Source organism: Paenibacillus xinjiangensis (assembly GCF_059686975.1).
Genome location: NZ_JCAALS010000029.1, coordinates 16,950 through 37,909, shown reverse-complemented (window position 1 = coordinate 37,909; position 20,960 = coordinate 16,950). Strand labels below are relative to the sequence as shown.

Here is a 20,960-nt window from a genome sequence, read left to right as displayed (position 1 = left end):
TGCATTTTATGATCTTGGAATCATGGTGGAGTGGGCTTCAATGATTGCAGCGGCTTGTAGGCGGTCGAATCGATGATTGACCATATCCACTGTAAAATCTTCGGCTTTCTTGGTATCCAGCTTAAAGTGCAGGCCATTATAACGCAGGAATATAACCAGTGCTGTAAAAGCTGTTCGTTTATTTGCGTTGTGAAAAGGATGGTTTTGCCCAAGCGATTCGAACAAAGCAGCAGCCTTCTCGAAAATAGTGGGATAAGCATCTTCACCAAAGACAGAAGACTGAGGTCTATGGAGGGCTGATTCGAGCAATCCAGGCTCTTTAACTCCTATATGTTCACCTGGACTGTAACGTTGAATCATGGCTACATTGATAGCTATAACTTCTTGGAGGGATAAATAGCGAATGGATGTCATCTGTCTTTAAGTCCTCGAAGCGTTTGATCGTATTCCTCAATGACATCAGTCAGTGTATCCATGAAGTCTGCACTGATTCCTTCAGGTAATGAAACTTTTATCGATTTCCTAATGACGATTTCTCCTGTGGCTGGGTTAACATCAATGCTGACTATATCACCCTGATCCAATCCAATTTGCTTCAAAGCGTCAGTCATGGTTATGCCTAGGCTGTTGCCGAATTTGGTCACTTTTCGTTCCATTTTAACCATCCTATTCATTAAAGTTCCTTCTTTTCATCATATTTAACTGTTATAACAATTATACAATTATAACATTGAAATTCAAGCTTTTTAATTGAAGAGCGTGTGTTCATTGCAACGGGGAAGTTGATTGGTGAGGGCTTCGATGATGCCCGGCTGGACACACTATTCCTAGTTCATCCGATAGGCCGTGAGACAATATAACAAAACCGCTACATCCCGATACTAGGGACGTGGTACAATATAGATGATAGCAATTATAAAGGAGTCTCATTTTTATGACATTCGATCAAATCTCGCATTCCGAAAAGAAAATCATCATCCGCAACATTGAACGCGATGATTTTGATAAAATCATCGCGCTGCAAAATATTTGTTTCCCGAACATGGGTCCCTGGAAGCTGGATCAATTGGAAAGTCACGTCCGCACGTTTCCCGATGGTCAGATGTGCGTCGAGCTCGACGGTGACATTATCGGCTCCTGTTCTAGCCTAATCGTGAACTTCGATGATTATTTGGAGCAGCATACGTATTCCGAAATCACGGACAAGGGTTATATTCGTAACCACAACCCCCGGGGCGGGAACCTCTATGGGATGGAAGTTATGGTGCATCCGAATTTCCGCCGCATGAAGATCGGCAGAAGGTTATATGAGGCAAGGAAACGGCTGGCGGAGCGGCTGAACCTCAAGAGTATTATCGTAGGGGGACGCATCCCGGGGTATCACAACTATTCCGATAAGCTGTCCCCAAGAGCTTACGCGGAAGAAGTGTTGCAGCAGAACATCTACGATCCGGTGCTGACCTTTCAGATGATGAACGGATTTACGCTGAAGAGGATCATTACCAATTATTTATCCGATGACGCCGATTCCGAGAATTTCGCGGCCCTGTTAGAATGGAATAATATCGAATACAAGCCAAGCATCAACAAGACGCATTATAAAATGTCTTTCCCCGTCCGCATTTGCGTGGTCCAGTATATGATGAAGAAGATCGATTCTTTCGAGGAATTCGCCACCCAGTGCGAGCATTACGTGGACGTGGCATCGGATTACAAATCCGATTTCGCCGTTTTCCCGGAGAACTTCACTATGCAACTGCTTTCCTTCTTGGATGAACGGTCTCCGAGCTTGGCCGTCCGGAAGCTCACGACATTTACGACCAACTATGTGGAGTTATTCTCCGAGTTAGCGGTCAAGTACAACGTAAATATCGTAGGCGGCTCCCACTTTGTTGAGAACAATAACCGGATCTACAACGTGGCTCACTTGTTCCGTCGGGACGGCACAATTGAGCAGCAATACAAGCTGCATATTTCTCCGAACGAACGGAAGTGGTGGGGCATCAACGGGGGGAACACACTCGGGGTGTTCGACACGGATTGCGGTAAAATATCGATTCAACTCAGCAGCGATATCGAGTATCCAGAGTTGTCGCGTATCGTCGCGGGGGAGGGGGCGCAGATTATATTTGTTCCTTTCTGCGCGGAAGATCGGCAGACGTTCCTGAGGGTGAAGTACTGCGCACAGGCCCGGGCGATCGAGAACCAAGTGTTCATTGTGACCGCGGGAACGGTAGGGAATCTAACCCATGTGGATAACGTAGACGTTCAGTACGCCCAGTCCGGTATCTATACACCGGCCGATTTCTCCTTCTCTCGTGACGGCATCGCGGGGGAGTGCAGCGAGAATACGGAGACGGTCATCATGGCCGAGGTAGATATGGAAACACTGGAAAGGTACCGTAAGTCCAACGATGCCTTGTCGTTCAAGGATCGACGGACAGACATTTATTCCTTACAAATTCGTACTTAAACCATAACAGAGGTGCATATGAAAAAGTTAACGATCGCAACAACGCAATACGGTCTCACCGATATCCGTACCAAAGAAGAGTTCTGGACGGGAATGGATACGAAGGCTCGGGATGCTGCCGAGCAGGGCGCCTCCATGATTGTGTTTCCGGAGTACATGACGGCTCACTTGCTAAGCTTGGAGCCCTCGATGCTGCACGATGAAGCGTGTTATTTTCTGGATGGGCTGACCGAAAAGTACATCGAGTTCTTCAAAGAGCTAAGCCGAGAATGCGATATTGCCATACAAGCGGGGACGCATATTTGCTTAGAGGAAGAGGGCAAGTACTCGAACAAGGCATTCCTCTTCTTTCCCGACGGACGGGTGGAGACGCAGTGCAAGGTGCATCTTACGCCGGAGGAGCAGATTCGCTGGCCTCTTGTCGCAGGTAACGAGCTTAACGTATTCGACACGGAGTGGGGCAAGATGGCGATCTTGACCTGTTACGACATTGAGTTTCCAGAGCTGGCGAGGGCAGCCGCGCTTCGCGGCGCGGAACTGCTACTATGCCCTTCCTATACCGATAGTTCCTTCGGGTACCATCGCGTACGGCATTGCGCCCAGGCGAGAGCGATCGAGAATCAGCTGTTCGTCGTATTGAGCGGCCTCGTTGGAGCCTTGTCCGAGGATCGTCCGCAGGTGGACATGGGGTTTTGCCAGGCGGGCGTATTCACCCCATGTGATCTGCCGTTCGCCGCGGATGGCATCTTGCAGGTAGGAGAAACGAACGAAAACATGACGGTGCTAGCCGAACTCGACTTCCACAGGCTCCGTGAGAATCGCGAACGCGGTTCAGTAGCGCCCTTCTACGACCGCCGCCCTGATCTATACGAACACGAACACCAGAAGACGCTACTGTAAATCGAAAAGCCATTTGCCCCCTTGCGAATTTTTATGCAGGATATTATTGGGGGGGAGGGCAGTCCCTCTTGAACGATGCGGAAGAAGATTTTGGCATCATGAAGTCTCTAGTCTATCATCATATACCGGCGAATTGTGGTTTTGCACAGCCACGGTTCGCCTCCACCAATATCATCAGAAAAGCGACCGTGTTAGGTCGCTTTTTTGCGTTAAATGGGGTTAAATTACTATTCGTTGCGAATGAATCTCCTATTAATTACTGGGCTTTAAAAATAGAGTGGCATCTAGAGTGTGAAGTTCTTCACTTAATATACAATACGCTATCTCAGCCTAGCGTGAAGATCAGGGTGAAGAAAATCAGCAGGGATTATAAGGAAATTGTCGAATAATGACATGTAGTTAAAAAATGTACATGCAGTACAGATGCAGCAATACGTGTCAATTCTATGATTAGGGTATATGAAGTAACAAGGGTTAATGTTATCAAGATACTCCAATGAGCATCATCAATATTAACGGGAGTGAAGAATTTGTTATTGATTACGAGGAGCATCTGCATTGATAACTTGAAAATGTTTTTGGGGGTTTCGGAGTGAGAGGGAATCGGTTTTGGGAGTTTTATTTAGTTAGATATTTACTAGGAACAATTTTCGGGATAGTCATCCTATTTTACTTAGTCATCAATTTTAATGATAAAATAACGGTTATTTAACGTAACGTATGACATAAAGAAAGATGATGCTAATGTTATTTTAAATGCACTGGATAGCAGATACTTTTTCGAAGACAAGGACGGTAGTACAAAGAGTATTGGGGTAAAGCAAACGGGGTTTCCAATTTTGGCGGCAATCATTCTAGCGGTATCTGGTTTTCTATATGGCGGGATTGTTGAGATCAATGATGCTGTAATTAAATAGAGAACAAAGGGGCTGTCCCATAAGTCATTACAATGACGATGGGCGGCCCCTTTGTATTTGGGTTAAACAGCAAAAATACGCATTCGAATGTTCTTCTGATCGCCATTGCTTCGCTCGCCCCCGCGAGATTATCCTACCGTCTCAAGACTCAGCCAGTCGTGCTGCTTGACTTCCGTTTGTGAGACAAGCCGTCCTTGTTTGTAGACGCGCTCCCGCTCTGGGCGCTCGTATAAGAGGGATCTGGCGTCACCGGTGCTGTTGACGATCAGATCTGCATCGGCTCCAATCCGGATTCCATAATTGGACAGTCCGAGGGCATCAGCCGCTCCGGTGGTGGCCATTTGCAGCAGTTGACGGGCATCTCTTGCGCTGCCCAGATGTGAGGTCTGGGCGAGCAGCAGACCAACATCCAGAGGGTCCGTTGTTCCAAACGGTGTAAAAGCATTTTGTACGTTATTGCTGCCATAAATAACATTAACGCCATGCTTAAGCAGCAGGGAGATTGGCGTCAGCCCACGGTAATCCCCTTTGTAGTCTCCTCTGCCGTTCAAGTACAAATCAGTAAGAGGAAGGCTGATCGCATGAATACCAGCTTCGGCCATATCTGCAGCAATCCGCTCGGCCTCTTCTTGCTCGGCAGCGCCTAGGGAGGTCAAATGGCCCACGCTCACTTTACCCTGCATGCCGTACTTCATGGTTGCCTGAATGACCTCCTTAATAGCCAGCTGCTTCGGATCATCGGAGAAATCTACATGCAAATCTACCGGAACACCGTGCTCCTCTGCCAGTTGATAGACGAAATCCAGATGGCTGCTCACTTCTTTATCCATATAAGTAATCCCGCCAATAACATCTGCTCCTAACGCAACTGCCTGCTGCATCAGCATAGGCATTCTCTCATCATGGAATAAGCCATCCTGAGGGAAGGCGACAACCTGAATATCTATAATTCCTTTCAATTGCTTCTTCAGCGACACCATCGCTTCCATAGAGGTTAATCCAATGATCGGATCAATCTCTGCATGGCATCTCATATGGGTTATTCCTTTGCTGACGGCTTGGCGGATCACTCTCATCGATCTTTCATAAATATCTTCCGCAGTAAATGATTGCTTCAAGTGGGAGGTTACCTCAATGGCACGGCGTAGCTCCGTCACATCTTCTGCCATCCGGTCTAATAGAAGTGCTTTATCCAGATGGATATGCGGCTCGACTAGCCCAGGCAGTAGAAGCTTGCCTTCCAGACGGCAAATTTCTCTGCTCTCGGGAGCGGCATCGGAGGAGTGATTGGCGATATACGTTATTTTACCGTCCTTTACCCCGATATCTCTTAACGTGTCGGTATGTAAATCGGCTGATTTGGTAAACAGAATATCCAGCATAGCAATCATCCTTAGTGTTATATTTTATGACACAAAAAAACTTCTCCCTAATAGTATGCATACGGGCAATCGTATTGGGTAGGTGGATAAAGGTTGTTTTTAGCTGTGCACAAATGTAAGTGCTTCCTTTATGTTGTGTCATAAAAATTAACATCAACAATTGACGTTTTGGTCAAATGCCCTCATAATTCGATAGAGTTAGCCAATTACCTAACATGGAATGGAATTTCATATCCCAGTGTCACGAATAGATATAAATTGTAATGTGGTGCGAGAACGACAACTGCAATAGGGGGCGCATGATGGCTGAACGACAACTTATCCAACAAGTAAATATGAACGGTCGTATATGTACGCTGGCAATAGCTCGAGGCTGCATCACGGAGGTCGGTACGCCAGACCTTGTGCCAAGACCTGGCGATTCGGTCTGGAATGCCAATGGGTTGCTGGTGCTGCCGGCGTTCCGCGACGCACATGTTCATCTTGATAAAGCATTCCCGTCTGAACGGTGGATCTCAAGAACTCCCGTCTCATCGCTCTTTGAACAATTCCAGCTGGAGAAAGAACTGCTTGCGGGCTGCAAGGAACAACGTAAGGAGCTGGCCATTAGAACGTTGGAGGCTATGCTTGCCTCGGGCACAACTGAAGCCCGGGTTCATGTCGATATTGATCCGGACCTTGGATTATCTCATCTGGAGCTGATGCTTCAATTAAAAGAAGAATATGCTTCGCGGATGGCGATCGAGCTTGTTGCTTTTCCACAGCAAGGCTTGCTCCGTTCACAATCCGCTCCTTATATCAAGGAGGCGCTCCGTATGGGGGCTGATCTGGTAGGAGGAGTCGACCCGGCTGGTGTTGACCGCCACGTTGACCGCTCGCTTGAGACGATATTCGAGCTGGCAACGGAATTTGATAAACGAATTGATCTGCATCTGCATGATCCGGGTCATCTGGCGGTATATACGATTGAGAAAATGCTCGATTACTCCATGGACGCGAAAATGCATGGCAAAGTAACCGTCAGCCACGCCTACGGACTTGGTGAGGTAGACAGTGGGCTTGTTGCCGAGCTTGGAAGTCGGATGGCCGGCGAAGCGATGGATCTGGTAACAAGTGCTCCGTTTGATACAGCAATGCCGCCAGTGCTGCTGCTTGCGGGGCAAGGTGTGAAGATATCGCTTGCGACGGATCATACCGGTCTTGATGCCTGGACGCCGTACGGTCATCCGGATATATTACGCCGCGGCAGACTGCTGGCGGAGAAGTATATCTGGAATGATGATGTGCGGATGGCTTCGGTGTTTGAGTGGATGTCACGCGGATCGCTAGAGCTTGAAGCAGGAGATGCAGCAGACTTTGTCCTTGTGCGGGCGTTGAATGCGCCTCATGCCCTTGCTGCGCTGCCAAGGCGTCAACTAGTCTGCAAAGCTGGGCTTCCAGTTGCCGGTAGCTTGTGGCAAGGTAACAGCGGCACAGCGGAATGGAAGGATATTCCTGAGAGGAGTGAATGGCCTGATGAGTACAATCGTTGATTATGAGACAACCGCGCCAGCCGCGGACGCTATTCAAATACAGTATGTGTCTAAACAATATGAGAACGGCACAATCGCATTAAGCGGCATTCAATTATCGATAGCCGAAGGGGAATTCGTCTCGCTGGTTGGCCCGTCCGGCTGCGGGAAATCTACACTTCTGCGCATTATGGCCGGACTTGATCAGGCGACCTCAGGCGAGGTGAACATTCAGAGTGATACGACTTCGCATAAGGAGCAAGCGAGCTTTGTTTTCCAGGAAGCGAACCTGATGCCTTGGCGAACGGTGCGAGATAATGTGGCACTGCCACTAGAAATAAGCGGAGCACCGCTTGCAGAGCGTAAAGCAAGAGCGCTTGCTGCACTTGAGAAGGTAGGTTTAACTGCTTATGCAGACAGCTATCCGCGCCAGCTGTCCGGCGGGATGAAGATGCGGGTATCGATCGCCCGTGCTCTTGTATCTGAGCCGAAGCTGATGTTCATGGACGAACCGTTTGGCGCACTTGATGAGATGACACGCCATCGGCTGCATGAAGAGCTTCTGAACATCTGGATGAATTCCAAGCTGACTATTGTATTTGTTACGCACAGTGTGTTTGAAGCGGTGTACCTGTCAGGCAGAGTGGTGGCAATGGAGGCGCATCCAGGCAGAATCAAGCAGATTATTCCAATCGGGGAGTCTTATCCGCGTACAGATGCTTTCATGACCTCTCCTCAATTTGGAGAAAAGGTTCGGGAGATTACAAATACGTTAACCTAACTGATCTTAATAGCCTGGAAAGAGGTGGACAGCAATGATGCAAGCAAATGGACAAGTCACGAATGCTGTTGTAACAGCACGAGCGCAGGAAGAATCCTCAACCAGCCTGAAGAAATACCGGACGCTCATTTACAAAACGGTAACGCCTATTGTTTTCATAATCATCCTGGTGGCTTTATGGCAGCTTGGAGTTCGGATCTTTGATACGCCGAAGTATCTGCTGCCGGCACCATCCGATATATGGCAGGCTACCCGCGAGGGATTTCCAGATCTGATGCAGGCTGCCGGTAATACCTTTGTAGCTGCTCTGCTTGGTTTTCTGCTTAGTATATTTCTTGGAACAGCTGTCGCACTTCTGATGATGGTGTCCAAATGGATCAGATGGGGAATTCAACCTTATGCAGTTGTGCTGCAGACGATACCTGTTGTAGCCATTGCACCGCTCGTCGTGATCTGGCTCGGTCCAGGGATGAATTCCATTGTCTTCATCTCACTTATCGTAGCGATCTTCCCGATTATCTCGAATACAAACCTGGGATTGTCATCGACGGACCGCAACCTGATGCAGCTTATGCAGATGTACAAATCCAGCACCTTGACGATGACCTGGAAGCTCCGCTTCCCTTATGCGCTACCTTATATGCTTGGCGGTATAAAGATTTCGAGTGGTATGGCGGTTATTGGCGCCATCATTGGAGAATTTGTAGCCGGCATTGGAGGAGGAAAAGGTGGCCTTGGGATGGCGATTACCTCGGCAGCTGTGCAGATGCAGACCTCGTTCCTGTTTGCCTGCGCCATTGCAGCCTCGCTGCTAGGGTTGGCGTTTTACCTGACTATCGCCGCCATTTCCCATTACTCCTTACGTCACTGGCATGAATCCGCGATTCGTTCGGATAGTGAATAGATTCGTTTACAGCAATAGCTTAAATCAGATGATTATATAGGGGGACATTAAGATGAAGAAGTCGCTAGTTATCAAAATGGGAATTATCGCTACAATTGCTGTATCGTCGTTAACTGCCTGCTCCAGTAATGGTGGCAGCAGCGCTGCTTTCTCGCCGGATAAACCTGCGAAAGTAATCCAGCAAATGAGTTGGTTCGCACAGCCGGAGATGGGTGGACACTTCGCAGCCCTGTCCGGAGACCTTTACAAAAAAGCAGGGCTGGATGTCACGATTCAGCAAGGCGGTCCCCAAGTATCTAATGTACAGCTTGTCGCGTCCGGTAAAGTCGACTTCGCAATGTCGCAAGCCGATGAAGTTATTTTGGCCAGACAAGAAGGTATACCGGTTGTAGCGATTTATGCAGATCTGCAGACGAATCCCCAGAACCTGATCTTCCATAAAGGGTCCGATATTAAAAGCATTGAGGATCTAAATGGCCATAATGTCTATGTGTCAACAGGCTTCCCATTTTGGCAGTATCTGGCTTACAAATATAAGCTGAATGATGTGCAGGTGCAGACCTATAACGGCTCCCTCGTAGGCTTTGTGGCAGATAAGAATGCAGTGCAGCAAGGTTATGCAACAAATGAGCCGTATGTGCTGAAGGGACAAAATATCGATGTCGATTGGTTTCTGAACGCCGATCTTGGCTACAATCCGTACGGCAACGTGATAATTACAACCGAGAAAATGATCAAAGAAAAGCCGGAGCTGATCAAAGCTTACTTGAAGGCAACAACAGAGGGCTGGGATTACTATTACGAGCATGGTGACGAAGTGAATAAAGTCATCAACAGCTACAACAAGGATTACGCTCTGGACCACCTCACCTATGCACAGGGAGTGGCAAAGGACTTTGTCTTCGGCGGCGATGCGGCTACACACGGTACAGGTTATATGTCCGAAGAACGCTGGACAACGTTGCTTGGCCAGATGAAAGAAGCGGGCCTGGTGACAGAGGATATGACGGTGGATCAATTTTATACGAATGAGTTTTTGCAGGAAAAATAATAGAATGAATAGGCGGGTTCCTCCAGGGTGGAGGAGCCCTTTATCTATTTTTTTTTGGAGCTAACAGGAGGGATTATATGTTGTTGACTGTTGAAGATGCCATGCACGTATTTCCGTTATCCGAAGGCAGACTGATTGCCGGTAAGGCAGGAAGCTCCCGGCCGCTTAAGGCCGTTAATGTTATTGATGCACCAGACTTTGTGCAATGGGCACGGGAGGGGGATATGTTTTTTACAACGGCATACGTGTTCAAAGACTCGGTAGATGAAGCAATTGCCACGATACGCAGCCTTCATCAGCGCCAGTCCGCGGGACTTGGCATCAAGCTTGGCCGGTACTGGTCGGAGATGCCCGCTGCGCTAATTGAGGAGGCGGATGCGTTAGGTTTTCCATTAATCGAGCTGCCGTATCCGTTTGCCTTCTCGGACCAGATCAACGGCCTGCTGCAAGACGAGATTAATCGGAATACCTTGTGGCTGAGGCGTGTTGTTGAGAAGCAGAAACGGCTGATGAATATTGCTCTCTATCAAAGCATGTCGGATAATCCGTTCCAGCGCATATCTGCGGTTATAGAATATCCGATGGCCATTGTGGGGGGGAGAGGGCATATCCTATTCAACGATACTCCTTGCTCGGAAGGGGAGCTGATGAGTGAGTGGCCCTGGAAAGCGGAGCTGCGGAGATTGACCATGAATGACCGTCAGTTATACCGGCTGCCGCTCATTCATGAGGATGAGTTGATTGGCTTTGCTATCTTTGTCATGCCTGTTGATTATAAACCTTCTTTAGAAGAAGGCTTATTCCATCAGGCTTCCGAGATGCTCGCCTATTATTTGTCCAAGATGATGGAGAACGGATCGGACACGTTCTGGCATCAGGATCTTAGTGCCATGATTAATCATTATCTTGAGGTTGGTACGCCGCTCGATACCGTGCTGCATCAGGCTGAGAAAGTAGGCGTACGGGTGCTGGAAGGCAAGTTTGTCTGTGTATTATGTGCAGCGGAAGAGAGTCAAGATTACCGCCTGAAGCAGAAGCCGGACCGGCTGAAGGCTGTGCGGCAGGAGATGGAGTTCAATCCGGCTATTCGGGATAAGAAGGGCTACCATATCGCAACGGAAGCCGGGCTGTTATCGATTTATCCGGTCTCGGGTACAGTAACGGTTCAGGCGCTGGTCTCCGCACTTGAAGCGGTAAGTCCAAAGAACGGGCAAATTCAATTTGCATTTAGTACGCCGAAGGATACAGCTGTACAGCTTGCGGTAGCTTATAACGAATGCAAGGAAACGATCAAGCTGAGCCGGAAGCTCCGCACGAAGGAGTATATTGTACATTTTGACACGATCCAGATGGCTCACTTATTCCAATATGTTCCGAAGGACAGCATGCAGCATTATTGCCGACAGGTTCTGGGACCGTTGCTCGAATCCGATTCCACACAGGCACAGGATATGCTTCAGACGCTGAACGTCTTCGTGGAGAATGAGGGCCTGCTTGGCGATACGGCCAAGCAGCTCTATGTTCACCGGAATACGGTGAGCTACCGCCTCGAGAAGTTGAGCGAGCTGCTTGGTCTAGATTTCAAGAAGCCGAATGATTTCATGAAGCTACGGCTGGCAGTGTTATTTTTGCGAATGATGGATTAGTGAACTGCACCCCAAAAGTTAGACACCATCTAACTTTTGGGGTGCAGTTCAAATAGAGCCAGACCCCGTTTTCAAGAGGTCTTGGTTCTATTTTTCGTTGTAAGACCATGTTCTTCTTTGTTTGCAGTTTCCTGTTTAGTTCATAGAGTGGATTTGAAGCAACGCTAGTGAAAAAAGATAGATTCTACAGATAGGTAATAGATTGGATCACTTTCTATCTATTAAGAATACCTTGGCTTAAAGGAGTTGAGGAACTTGAACAATCAAAAAATAACCCTTAGTATTCTTGGCTGCGCCGGAGGGGTAGCTAAATCCATTCTTGCTGTATTAGACAAATCGTTTCAAGATGTCGATGATCCAATCCATTCGTTTATCAGCAGCATGAATCTTCATTTAGTTGATCAGAAGCAAAAGGAAATGGAGTATTACGAACAATTTATTCCTCATTTAAAACATACGACTACGTTGCATCAGTTGGATTTGAGTGATTTGAGAACGTTTCGGCAGCATTTAATCGATACGAAGACAACGTTCGTCATCGATGTTTCATGGGCCGATACAGTCCAAATGCTTCATTGCTGTAATGAATTAGGCGTTCAGTATATTAACACCGCTTTAGAAAATACAATGGTGGACGAGAAAGAAGAGCTTGAAGGATTACGTTATTGGAACGATACCGCATTTTCGAAGAAAATAGAGGACGGTTCACAAATACAAAGGCGATCATCGACTCTGGAATGAATCCCGGCGTCGTACAATGGATGGCCTTGGACATGATAAGGAAAAACCCAGGCGAAGATCCGCTGGGCTGCTTTATCGTTGAACATGATAATACATTTTATAAGGATCTATCGTTAGCTCAGAAAAACACGGTTTATACGACATGGTCACCCGAATGTTTTTTGGATGAAGCCATACTAAACTATCCTATGTTTATGAGGCAACATATGCCTCACTTTTTCTATAACGCTGTTTATGAGCTGGAGTTTAAAGTGTCGCTCGGAAACAAACAGTTTTACGGTTGCTTGATGCCGCATGAAGAGGTTGTTACTCTTGGGAAAGCTTATGATATGGAGATAGGTTTTCTTTATCGCGTGAATGACTATACTACGGATTTGATCCGCGCGAATCTTGGTAATGCTAACGATCTTTGGGATTGGAACCACAAGGTTTTGGACCCGTTGGATGCCGAACTGGATGGAGATGATTTGGTAGGCGTGCTTCTCGTTTACAAAGATAAGGAACGATTTATGTACAACGCTATGAATAACAAAAAAATATTTTCCGAGTATAAAACAAATGCTACTTATTTTCAGGTAGCGTGTGGCATTTATGGTGCCTTATCCGCGCTGTTGCTTGATGACATTCCTACTGGAGTTTATTTTGTGGACGAACTGCTGCTTCAAACCGATACCAATTATGGCATATACCTGTCTTACTATATGAAAGACTTTGTTATGGGCGAAAATACCGGTTCTGACGGGCTTTTATTGGATCGAGTTAAAAAATGATTATTCGGTGGGATGTAATATGAAGGATAAAAGGTATTCATTAACTGGTTATTATAAAGAGATAAATGAGGAGTTGTGGTTATGGGTCGATCTTCCGGAGTTGGATAAGGAAGTTGGATATTAAGTCGGAGCATTGCTCCACTACGAACAATCACCTTTTCAAGAGATTAGCATTGTCGAAACGAAAGGTTTCGGCCGTATGCTAGTTCTGGATGGGACTCCCCAAGTTACTTCAAAAGACGGCTTTATTTATTTAGCAGATTGAAAAAGTTATTGCCAATCGTACACACTTATTTATGTTCCATCCCTTCGTTTCCCGGGGGGATATGGAGTTTTACGGTTGCCTCCAAAAAGTGGGACCCTCTCGAAGCGGACTTGAATGGTTTGCCGTGGCAGGAAACGAAATATGTAAATCCTGAAATATTTCGAGCTTCTTTTGTATTGCCCAATTATATAAAGAACACATTGGAAGAGAAGTGAAAATTCAACCCCGTTACACAGGGGGCGAGTGAGCACCATTGGCTAATCGAGCAGCATCAGGCGGCGAATGGTGGTTTTGCACAGCTGCGGCTCGCCTCCACCAATACTATCAGAGGAGACACCGTGTTAGGTGTCTTTTTTGCATTCTCGGGTCACATAGCGGTTATAAAAGGCGTCGTTATTAGTTTGTAGCGTTCGTGGGGCATGAATCCGAGGAATCACGGAATGGATACGTTGCGGTGGGGCGATGAATAGCAAAGAAATGAACCTGAAAAGGCAAGATCACGCCACCTCCCCAAACAATCTCAGCATTAGACTTCGCCTAATTGTGGTTTTACACAGCCACGGTTCGCTTTTCTGAACCCTTGTCCACACAAAATCACAATGGTTAATCGCGGGATAGGGGTTCGATGAGGTCTCTATTCTTCTGAATTTGAGTTATGCTACAATGGTTATATTGAAATTTCTTGGAGGTGGAGAAATGCGCTGGCAAGAAGTACAGGAACGGTTTCCTGAGGAATGGGTTGTTTTGGAGGCTACGAAGGCTCACTCAGAAAGAGGACATCGTTATATTGAGGAAGTCGTTGTAATCGACACGTTTGCTGATTCTACAGAAGCCCTTCGCCGCTACAGTGAACTTCATCGGCAAGAACCTAATCGTGAATATTGCTTCTTTCACACCTCTCGACCGGAACTAGTAGCGAGGGAACGCTATGTTGGAATTCGAGGTCCGAGATGAATTTAATTGAGGAATACGGACTACCTTTTGTTAAGATCACAATTGTATTCAGAGGAAAAGAGTTTGAATTAGACAGAGTGCTGCTCGATACGGGCTCGGCAAGTACGCTTTTCAACGCTGATTTGGTTGGAGATATCGGAATTGTTCCTGAAGAAAATGATATCGTTGATACCATTCGTGGAGAAGGCGGAGTGGAGTATGTATACACTAAATTTCTGGATGCCATCCATTTCGATGGGCAGTCGATTTCACAGTTTCAGGTCGCCTCCACCAATTGTAAAACCCCATCCGCGTGAAGATGGGGTTTTTGCTATCTTTAAGTCTTGCTTCGGTGAAATTGACCCTGAATGAATTTTTCTCCCCAATCACACAACTGATCTAGGATCGCTTTCAGCGACTCTCCTATTTCAGTCATTTCATAGACTACTTTCGGCGGTACTTGATTGTAGACGGTCCTGAAGATAATGCCGTCTTCCTCCAATTCTCTAAGTTGCTGCGTTAACATTTTTTGCGTAATGCCGGGCATTGCTTTCTTAAGTTCATTCGTTCGTTTGGAGCCATAGGACAAATGGCATAAAATCAGTGTTTTCCACTTTCCTCCAAGAACGTCAAGCGTAGCTTCTGCTGGGATGTTGTATGTGTTCTTCGGTTGCATTTCCATGGATTCTCCTCCTGTCGATGGCCGAAATTTTGTCAAAAATACAGGTACTTTTTGGTGTCTATATCACCATTCGGTGCTAATAGCACAATAAAGTGCGTTCTTCCCTAATGTTATTATATGGAACATAATCTCCATATACCAGCATCAAACTTAAATAGTGGAGGGAAACAAAATGACACAACGCCTATTAATTGCCGGAGGATACGGTATTGTTGGCAGCGCCATCGCCCAACATGTGCGTAAAATTAACAAGGATGTAGAAATCGTACTTGCAGGACGAAATCCGGAGCGAGGCATCGCGTTAGCTGAAGAACTTGGAAACGCCACAACAGCATACTTGGACTTAGAGAATGTCCATGGTTTTGACAATCTGGGGGGAATCGATCTTATCATCTCTTCATTGCAGGATCCTGCCGACAGCCTAATTGGGCTGGCTCTGCAGAAGGGAATTGCTCATATCGGGATAACTAAACTTGCTGACGAATTGGCTCCCTTAACCTTTGCTGCGTTGAAGACTCCTCCGAAGCGCCCCATTGTCCTGCTAGGTCATTCGCAATCTGGGGTAATGACACTCGTTGCATTGAAAGCAGCTGAGGACTTCAAACAGATTGATTCGATTGAGTTAGCAGGGCTCTACGATGATCGTGAACAGATGGGACCAATGACGGTTGGCGATTCGGAGAGCTTCATTGGCCGGGCACTTATTCGAGAAGGCGGCAAATGGGCCTGGATTGATGCGAGTCAGCATCCGAGACATGTTAAGCTTGCCGACGGAAACACTTTGGAGGGACTTCCTATGGGGCTGCTCGATGTACCTAGCTTAGCGGCAGCCACTGGCGCGACAAATGTTCGGTTTGATTTCATACAGGGCTCATCCATTGGGACACGTGCTGGGGGTCAGGCCTCCCAGGATCTTTACATCGAGATTGAAGGTATTCTGAAATCGGGCCAACCAGCCAAACGTCGGACGGTCGTATCCGATCCGAAAGGCCAAGCGCATCTTACGGCCCTCGGCGTACTGGTCTCCATTGAGCGTGTTCTTGGTTGGAACGGCTATTCCGCTGCAGCGGGAGGGATACATCTTCCTGAGACGCTGGTGCCGGTGGAGGCGGCTATCGCACGTTTTGAGCAATTTGGTGTACGGATTTTTGACCAGTCTTGAACGTTCAACTCTAATTAAACTACGGGAGCAGGGATAAGAAGATGAAAGTATTAATCGTTGTAAGTCACCCGAGAACCAATTCTTTAACGTTTGCGGTCGCGGAGCGTTTTGTACAAGGCCTTCAAGCTGCTGGGCATGAAGCCGAGGTGTTCGATTTGCATCGCAGCGAATTTGACCCCGTATTACGAGAAGAAGACGAACCGGACTGGTCAAATAGTTCTAAAAAATATTCTGCTGAAGTGGAGGCGGAAATCAATCGAATGAAGCAGTATGATGCACTGGCCTATATTTTCCCGATTTGGTGGTATAGCGTTCCAGCTATGTTAAAAGGGTATATCGACCGCGTTTGGAACAATGGTTTCGCATACGGAACCGGTAAGCTTCATCATGAGCAGGTATTGTGGCTTGGACTCGCAGCGGCTTCATTAGAGGATTTTGAGAAAAGGAACTACGACCAAATGCTTGCTCATCAGCTCAATGTTGGCATGGCTAATTATGCAGGAATAGCCAATTCGAAGTTAGAGATCTTGTATAACACTCTTGACGGTGATCAGAACCAAATAGAGAAGCTATTGAAGCACGCGTATGATCTAGGTTTTCATTATACGCAACTGAACGGAGATGCTTCTCATGCAGAGAAGTACGAGTAATATAGTATATTGGAGGCTGTTGCTCGTGTTATAAGTGCGAATTTTCTTAATAACTCGAATCATCACCTCCGGCGGATTGTGGTTTTGCACAGCCACGGTTCGCCTCCACCCAATGTAGAACCCCATCCGCTTGAGGATGGGGTTTTTGCTATCTTAAATATACTAACAATCGACTCTAAGCTTGATTAATTTATTTAAGTTGATTAATGGGCTCTAATGCCAGTGATTGAATAATTTCCTGTTGGGAAAAAGGTTTTTTCCTGCCCAATTGCCGTACCCTTACCATAAAGGGACTTTCAGGATTTTTCATATGAAAAAAGCCAGGTATACGCATGACTCGGGATAGATTGGTTATCATGGGATCAGAGTTGAATTTTTTGGCTAAAGCTTTTTGAATAGGAACAAATTTGCGTATGGATCCGCCTTGAAGAACCCAATAGATGTGATATCCGTTTTTCGTTTCGATAATCATCGTATCCTTAATTTGATTCTTGAATTTTTTTATAAACGCTTTCTTCAATTTTGCTACTCTTTGTTTTTTTCGCAGAGCTAAAAGATGGTATCGACCTTCTTTATTTCTTTTAACTGTAATAGATTGAAGTTGTTCTGCAGGGTCGGATTGAATGGATTCAATCATCTGTTTGACTTGTTCTTTTGTGTCTAAATGTAGTGAAATCTTGTTTAGATCTACATCGATGAACTGTGCTCTAATTTTTTTGAAGTCACTAGATCTTGTTTCTCGGTAGTTGATTTCCATAAATACGGCATAACCTCTTTTGTTTTGGCTGAGAACATGTATGAGTGTATTTCTTTTGGAAAAGAGTGTGAATTGAGGAGTACGTCTTTCAAGTAGATTTAGTGGTTTGTGCAGCGTCATCGCTGGGTGATTAGAAGAAGAGCTGAATCTCTTTTTTTTGTTTTTCGGATCATGGACTAAAATAAAATGCAATTGTTCGCTCTGCTTGCAGCCTAACTTTTTAATAAAATATCTTGCGTGATTGGAAAACTTGCGCAAATTTCTGGAATATTTTATTGGACTTAAACGCTGTGCCATTAACCACATCTCCTTTTTTAGCAGGGGTCACACTATCGGTTCTTTTCTAAACAATCATATTCTGGCATGAGGACACAAGTGTAAAGGGTAATACCCATTTTTCAACAACCAAATGTAGAACCCCATCCGTGTGAGGATGGGGTTCTTGCTGTCTACTGCATGAAATCTCATTCAACTTAACTCCCAAGACCTGCACCTCTCGTTGGTACGGATTCCTTGGCAATATCCCCAATGCAGAGTCCGCATACTCATGTTCGGTAAAATGGCCTCTAACAACTACTAGTCAATCTAAGACGCTGTTCGTTAATTTTTAGTTCGGCACTGCTCTGGTTATTAACAATGTCGTTTGTAATATGACAAAAAAATGACAGCAATCACTATTGGGCCTTGCTTCTTTAAAGTATAGTAGTCTGTGCGATTAGCAGACATGTTCATTATAACGAGATATTTGATATAAATTGACATGCTGATAGTTGATGAATATCTAAAAATAGCAATTAATAGTTTCAAAGAAATGGGGAGAAATAGTGAAACAAAGAATTCTAATTCTAGTAATGACTTTTGCTATTGTATTCACGATAATTACACCCGGGTTAGTTCCAAGAGCTGAGGCGGCAGTGGGAAATGTTACAAAGTCCTATACAGCCACTGCCGATATGATGGACTTAAGAGGTCATCAGGATTATGACGGAATTTATGATAATGTTGACGATGGTTTACTTTACATTGGGATGATGAATGATGACGGTTTCGTAAATGTGCGGAACCGAATGGGCGTAACATTTAATTTAGGTGTGCCAGAAGGGACTATTGTGTCAGCGGAGTTGGTTTTGACTGTTGCTGCTGCCATAAGGAACCCAGGTCATACTTTGTATATGGAGGCTAGGGGATCTGCTGCGAATGATTTGAACTATGTGACCTTCCCCGTTATAGATACTGCCACGCCATATGCCGACAAATTTACCGCTAAAAGTATTGCCGAAGTGCCGTTGGGCACTTATCTTGAGAATTAATCGATTACGCTCAATGTGAAGAGCGCTGTAGAAGCCTTCACAGATGGTTCGGATCGTAAAATTACCTTTATACTCAATGGGAATGAAGCCGATGCAGATAGTGGCAGGTTTCTCATTTATTCTCTAGAATATCCAAACGTTGCATACCGCCCGAAGCTAGTCGTTACTTATGAGACTGGACCGGTTAATACCCCTCCTACGGGTTCTTTTACGATTATGGAGGGAGCAATGACAAGCACAAGCACAGTCAATCTATCCGTAACAGGATCAGATTCTGATGCAGGCGATAGCGTTACACATATGAGATTTGCGAATAGCTCTGCGAATTTGTCTGCGGCATCTTGGCTACCATTCAGCAATACTGCAGCATTCAGTCTGACTGGAGGAGATGGAGCGAAGACCATCTATATGCAGTTGAGGGATTCCAACAATGCGGTATCTTTCAATACTTCTCAGACCATTGTATTGGGTCAGACAGCACCAACAGGTACACTGATCATTAATGATGGTGCCTCATGGACGAAATTACATACGGTTACTTTGAAAGGAGCCTATACGGATGGAAGCGGCTCAGGAGTTGAGCAGGTGCGCCTTTCTAATATTAGCGGCAGTTGGCAGACCAGTTGGTTCAGTATCGCTGACCTGAATGGGAGGTCATGGGTTATTCCGACTGGCGAGGGAGCTAAGGCTGTATATGTACAATATAGAGATAAGGTCGGGAATTCGAGCAGTGGTGTTATTAGCAGTACGATTACAGTAGATACGACCGCTCCTATTATTACGAATGTAGTGAATAACAAAGTATATAACAGCACAGTCACGCCTCTATTTAACGAAGGCAGCGGATTGCTCAATGGGAACCCCTATTCCAGTGGTACAGCTATCACGCAGGATGGAACGTATACGCTGTTCGTTACTGATTCAGCAGGCAATGTTGCGATGGTGAGCTTTAGGGTTGATACGACGTTACCTATCGTGTTGGGAGTAGCAAATGGTGGAATATACAACACAAACAAAACGATTACCTTTAACGAAGGAACAGCGAAGTTGAATGGGACAGCTTATATAAACGGCACCGAGATAGAAGTGGATGGCGACTACACGCTGGTTGTAACGGACACGGCAGGAAATACAACAACCATTCAATTCCAAATCGATGCAATCGCACCAACGGGTACGGTAATCATTCAATCGGGTACAGAATGGACGAATGTGACGGACGTTACACTCACTCTGACTAGCAACGACGGAAATAATGGCAGTGGTATAGTGGAGATGCGTTTTTCTAGCAACGGAAGTGACTGGGGAACCTGGGAACCATCGGCGATAACAAAGGCTTGGAGTCTTGTATCAGGTGACGCGAGAAGACGGTGTATGTACAGTTCAAAGACAAGGTTGGCAATGTGAGTGAAACAATCAATGACGTGATTAAGCTGGATCAAACGATTCCAACAGGAACAATCGTCATAAACAATGGTGCAAGCACGACAAGCAGCATGTTAGTGAAATCAACTTTGGCTTTTCAGATGGTGCAGGTAGCGGCGTTACAGAAATGCGTTTTTCCGAAGATAATCTAACATGGTTGAATTGGGAGAACGTATTATCTGCGAGAGATTGGAGCTTTACGGGTAGCACGGGATTAAAGACCCTTTACGTCCAATTCCGAGATGCTGCGGGTAATGTTAGTGTGGCGAACATGGCTTCCATTACCTATTGAAAAAACTCTGGTTCTAATTGCGGGGGGATCTCAGATAACTCTTCAAGTGATGTTGTCGTTGGTACGGGGAGTAAGTCAGAAAATGCAGCTAAAGTTGATATTAGAATGGTAGATGGAAAAAAGGTAACAACAGTCTTCTTGGAAGAAACTCAGCTTAGAGAGATGCTAAACGAATCGGGCAACAATCCGGTTATTACGAATACGGTTCATAACCATTCGGATATCGTCAACTGGGAGATGGATGCTGCACTCCTAGCGATCATTCAGCGATTTCTTCAAAAAGCAGAATTCATTTAATAGCCTCATCATCAAACATCGGCGAATTGTGGTTTTGAACAGCCACGGTTCGCCTTCCGAAGGGAGCTGCCATACCGAAAAAGAGCCCGAGAATCTTCTTCAGATTCTCGG

Annotated in this window: 21 protein-coding genes and 1 pseudogene; 17 read left to right on the top strand and 5 right to left on the bottom strand. The window is 46.0% G+C overall.

What is annotated here, in order from left to right:
• Positions 1 to 6 precede the first annotated feature (6 nt).
• Both AC6ESP_RS23835 and AC6ESP_RS23830 read right to left on the bottom strand, forming a co-directional pair.
• Positions 7 to 414 carry a type II toxin-antitoxin system death-on-curing family toxin gene (locus AC6ESP_RS23835; protein WP_497099235.1) on the bottom strand — a complete coding sequence of 136 codons (408 nt, stop codon included), beginning with the start codon at positions 412 to 414 and terminating at the stop codon, positions 7 to 9.
• Entirely contained in the window at positions 411 to 674 is a 264-nt protein-coding gene (locus AC6ESP_RS23830) for an AbrB/MazE/SpoVT family DNA-binding domain-containing protein (protein ID WP_497099234.1), read from the bottom strand. The genes AC6ESP_RS23835 and AC6ESP_RS23830 overlap by 4 nt, the downstream gene beginning before the upstream one ends.
• A 260-nt stretch (positions 675 to 934) precedes the next feature.
• Between AC6ESP_RS23830 and AC6ESP_RS23825 the strand changes: the two genes are divergently transcribed.
• The 3 genes from AC6ESP_RS23825 to AC6ESP_RS23815 all read left to right on the top strand — a co-directional run bounded on the left by AC6ESP_RS23825 (position 935) and on the right by AC6ESP_RS23815 (position 3,762).
• Positions 935 to 2,473, top strand: coding sequence for a GNAT family N-acetyltransferase (locus AC6ESP_RS23825; RefSeq protein ID WP_497099233.1), 1,539 nt, complete (start codon positions 935 to 937; stop codon positions 2,471 to 2,473).
• Positions 2,474 to 2,491: 18 nt separating this feature from the next.
• Positions 2,492 to 3,373: a carbon-nitrogen hydrolase family protein gene (locus AC6ESP_RS23820; protein WP_497099232.1), complete on the top strand. Its 882-nt coding sequence runs from the start codon at positions 2,492 to 2,494 to the stop codon at positions 3,371 to 3,373.
• A gap of 68 nt (positions 3,374 to 3,441) precedes the next feature.
• A complete protein-coding gene (locus AC6ESP_RS23815; protein WP_497099231.1) occupies positions 3,442 to 3,762 on the top strand; it encodes a hypothetical protein in 321 nt (106 codons plus the stop codon).
• Between the two features lie 656 nt (positions 3,763 to 4,418).
• On the opposite strand, the gene AC6ESP_RS23810 is transcribed toward AC6ESP_RS23815, so the two are convergent.
• A complete protein-coding gene (locus AC6ESP_RS23810) occupies positions 4,419 to 5,681 on the bottom strand; it encodes an amidohydrolase family protein (protein WP_497099230.1) in 1,263 nt (420 codons plus the stop codon).
• Between the two features lie 293 nt (positions 5,682 to 5,974).
• Here AC6ESP_RS23810 and AC6ESP_RS23805 point away from each other — a divergent pair, with 293 nt between their 5' ends.
• The 9 genes and pseudogenes from AC6ESP_RS23805 to AC6ESP_RS23765 all read left to right on the top strand — a co-directional run bounded on the left by AC6ESP_RS23805 (position 5,975) and on the right by AC6ESP_RS23765 (position 14,591).
• Positions 5,975 to 7,204, top strand: a complete 1,230-nt coding sequence (locus AC6ESP_RS23805) for an amidohydrolase family protein (RefSeq protein WP_497099229.1) — start codon at positions 5,975 to 5,977, stop codon at positions 7,202 to 7,204.
• Positions 7,188 to 7,964 carry an ABC transporter ATP-binding protein gene (locus tag AC6ESP_RS23800; protein WP_497099228.1) on the top strand — a complete coding sequence of 259 codons (777 nt, stop codon included), beginning with the start codon at positions 7,188 to 7,190 and terminating at the stop codon, positions 7,962 to 7,964. The genes AC6ESP_RS23805 and AC6ESP_RS23800 overlap by 17 nt, the downstream gene beginning before the upstream one ends.
• A gap of 34 nt (positions 7,965 to 7,998) precedes the next feature.
• The gene (locus tag AC6ESP_RS23795) at positions 7,999 to 8,868 is read left to right on the top strand and encodes an ABC transporter permease (RefSeq protein ID WP_497099227.1); all 870 of its coding nucleotides are present in this window, start codon (positions 7,999 to 8,001) and stop codon (positions 8,866 to 8,868) included.
• Between the two features lie 52 nt (positions 8,869 to 8,920).
• On the top strand, positions 8,921 to 9,919 hold the full coding sequence (locus AC6ESP_RS23790; RefSeq protein WP_497099226.1) for an ABC transporter substrate-binding protein: 999 nt from the start codon (positions 8,921 to 8,923) through the stop codon (positions 9,917 to 9,919).
• Positions 9,920 to 9,996: 77 nt separating this feature from the next.
• Positions 9,997 to 11,565, top strand: coding sequence for a PucR family transcriptional regulator (locus AC6ESP_RS23785; protein ID WP_497099225.1), 1,569 nt, complete (start codon positions 9,997 to 9,999; stop codon positions 11,563 to 11,565).
• 255 nt (positions 11,566 to 11,820) lie between these two features.
• A pseudogene (locus AC6ESP_RS23780) lies at positions 11,821 to 13,076 on the top strand (saccharopine dehydrogenase NADP-binding domain-containing protein).
• Positions 13,077 to 13,209: 133 nt separating this feature from the next.
• Complete coding sequence (locus AC6ESP_RS23775) at positions 13,210 to 13,341, top strand: hypothetical protein (RefSeq protein ID WP_497099224.1); 132 nt, start codon at positions 13,210 to 13,212, stop codon at positions 13,339 to 13,341.
• Positions 13,342 to 14,037: 696 nt separating this feature from the next.
• Complete coding sequence (locus AC6ESP_RS23770; RefSeq protein WP_497099223.1) at positions 14,038 to 14,295, top strand: hypothetical protein; 258 nt, start codon at positions 14,038 to 14,040, stop codon at positions 14,293 to 14,295.
• The gene (locus AC6ESP_RS23765) at positions 14,292 to 14,591 is read left to right on the top strand and encodes an aspartyl protease family protein (RefSeq protein ID WP_497099222.1); all 300 of its coding nucleotides are present in this window, start codon (positions 14,292 to 14,294) and stop codon (positions 14,589 to 14,591) included. The genes AC6ESP_RS23770 and AC6ESP_RS23765 overlap by 4 nt, the downstream gene beginning before the upstream one ends.
• Before the next feature lie 20 nt (positions 14,592 to 14,611).
• On the opposite strand, the gene AC6ESP_RS23760 is transcribed toward AC6ESP_RS23765, so the two are convergent.
• Positions 14,612 to 14,956, bottom strand: a complete 345-nt coding sequence (locus AC6ESP_RS23760) for a winged helix-turn-helix transcriptional regulator (protein WP_497099221.1) — start codon at positions 14,954 to 14,956, stop codon at positions 14,612 to 14,614.
• Positions 14,957 to 15,128: 172 nt separating this feature from the next.
• Between AC6ESP_RS23760 and AC6ESP_RS23755 the strand changes: the two genes are divergently transcribed.
• A complete protein-coding gene (locus AC6ESP_RS23755; protein WP_497099220.1) occupies positions 15,129 to 16,118 on the top strand; it encodes a hypothetical protein in 990 nt (329 codons plus the stop codon).
• A 41-nt stretch (positions 16,119 to 16,159) separates the two neighbouring features.
• Positions 16,160 to 16,768, top strand: coding sequence for an NAD(P)H oxidoreductase (locus tag AC6ESP_RS23750; protein WP_497099219.1), 609 nt, complete (start codon positions 16,160 to 16,162; stop codon positions 16,766 to 16,768).
• A 190-nt stretch (positions 16,769 to 16,958) separates the two neighbouring features.
• Here AC6ESP_RS23750 and AC6ESP_RS23745 read toward each other — a convergent pair whose 3' ends face one another.
• The gene (locus AC6ESP_RS23745; RefSeq protein WP_497099218.1) at positions 16,959 to 17,822 is read right to left on the bottom strand and encodes a DNA-primase RepB domain-containing protein; all 864 of its coding nucleotides are present in this window, start codon (positions 17,820 to 17,822) and stop codon (positions 16,959 to 16,961) included.
• A gap of 554 nt (positions 17,823 to 18,376) precedes the next feature.
• Between AC6ESP_RS23745 and AC6ESP_RS23740 the strand changes: the two genes are divergently transcribed.
• From AC6ESP_RS23740 to AC6ESP_RS23730, 3 genes are all read left to right on the top strand, one after another.
• Entirely contained in the window at positions 18,377 to 18,835 is a 459-nt protein-coding gene (locus tag AC6ESP_RS23740; RefSeq protein ID WP_497099217.1) for a hypothetical protein, read from the top strand.
• Between the two features lie 15 nt (positions 18,836 to 18,850).
• Positions 18,851 to 20,242 (top strand): hypothetical protein, encoded by a 1,392-nt coding sequence (locus tag AC6ESP_RS23735; protein WP_497099216.1) that lies wholly within the window; start codon positions 18,851 to 18,853, stop codon positions 20,240 to 20,242.
• A 415-nt stretch (positions 20,243 to 20,657) separates the two neighbouring features.
• Positions 20,658 to 20,849 carry a hypothetical protein gene (locus tag AC6ESP_RS23730; RefSeq protein ID WP_497099215.1) on the top strand — a complete coding sequence of 64 codons (192 nt, stop codon included), beginning with the start codon at positions 20,658 to 20,660 and terminating at the stop codon, positions 20,847 to 20,849.
• Positions 20,850 to 20,960 lie beyond the last annotated feature (111 nt).

Excerpts from the sequence above, each read along its gene's own strand:
- AC6ESP_RS23835 (WP_497099235.1), bottom strand. The coding sequence starts at position 414 with ATGACATCCATTCGCTATTTATCCCTCCAAGAAGTTATAGCTATCAAT.
- AC6ESP_RS23830 (WP_497099234.1), bottom strand. The coding sequence starts at position 674 with ATGAATAGGATGGTTAAAATGGAACGAAAAGTGACCAAATTCGGCAAC.
- AC6ESP_RS23825 (WP_497099233.1), top strand. The coding sequence starts at position 935 with ATGACATTCGATCAAATCTCGCATTCCGAAAAGAAAATCATCATCCGC.
- AC6ESP_RS23820 (WP_497099232.1), top strand. The coding sequence starts at position 2,492 with ATGAAAAAGTTAACGATCGCAACAACGCAATACGGTCTCACCGATATC.
- AC6ESP_RS23810 (WP_497099230.1), bottom strand. The coding sequence starts at position 5,681 with ATGATTGCTATGCTGGATATTCTGTTTACCAAATCAGCCGATTTACAT.
- AC6ESP_RS23805 (WP_497099229.1), top strand. The coding sequence starts at position 5,975 with ATGGCTGAACGACAACTTATCCAACAAGTAAATATGAACGGTCGTATA.
- AC6ESP_RS23800 (WP_497099228.1), top strand. The coding sequence starts at position 7,188 with ATGAGTACAATCGTTGATTATGAGACAACCGCGCCAGCCGCGGACGCT.
- AC6ESP_RS23795 (WP_497099227.1), top strand. The coding sequence starts at position 7,999 with ATGATGCAAGCAAATGGACAAGTCACGAATGCTGTTGTAACAGCACGA.
- AC6ESP_RS23790 (WP_497099226.1), top strand. The coding sequence starts at position 8,921 with ATGAAGAAGTCGCTAGTTATCAAAATGGGAATTATCGCTACAATTGCT.
- AC6ESP_RS23785 (WP_497099225.1), top strand. The coding sequence starts at position 9,997 with ATGTTGTTGACTGTTGAAGATGCCATGCACGTATTTCCGTTATCCGAA.
- AC6ESP_RS23770 (WP_497099223.1), top strand. The coding sequence starts at position 14,038 with ATGCGCTGGCAAGAAGTACAGGAACGGTTTCCTGAGGAATGGGTTGTT.
- AC6ESP_RS23765 (WP_497099222.1), top strand. The coding sequence starts at position 14,292 with ATGAATTTAATTGAGGAATACGGACTACCTTTTGTTAAGATCACAATT.
- AC6ESP_RS23760 (WP_497099221.1), bottom strand. The coding sequence starts at position 14,956 with ATGGAAATGCAACCGAAGAACACATACAACATCCCAGCAGAAGCTACG.
- AC6ESP_RS23755 (WP_497099220.1), top strand. The coding sequence starts at position 15,129 with ATGACACAACGCCTATTAATTGCCGGAGGATACGGTATTGTTGGCAGC.
- AC6ESP_RS23750 (WP_497099219.1), top strand. The coding sequence starts at position 16,160 with ATGAAAGTATTAATCGTTGTAAGTCACCCGAGAACCAATTCTTTAACG.
- AC6ESP_RS23745 (WP_497099218.1), bottom strand. The coding sequence starts at position 17,822 with ATGGCACAGCGTTTAAGTCCAATAAAATATTCCAGAAATTTGCGCAAG.
- AC6ESP_RS23740 (WP_497099217.1), top strand. The coding sequence starts at position 18,377 with ATGACTTTTGCTATTGTATTCACGATAATTACACCCGGGTTAGTTCCA.
- AC6ESP_RS23730 (WP_497099215.1), top strand. The coding sequence starts at position 20,658 with ATGGTAGATGGAAAAAAGGTAACAACAGTCTTCTTGGAAGAAACTCAG.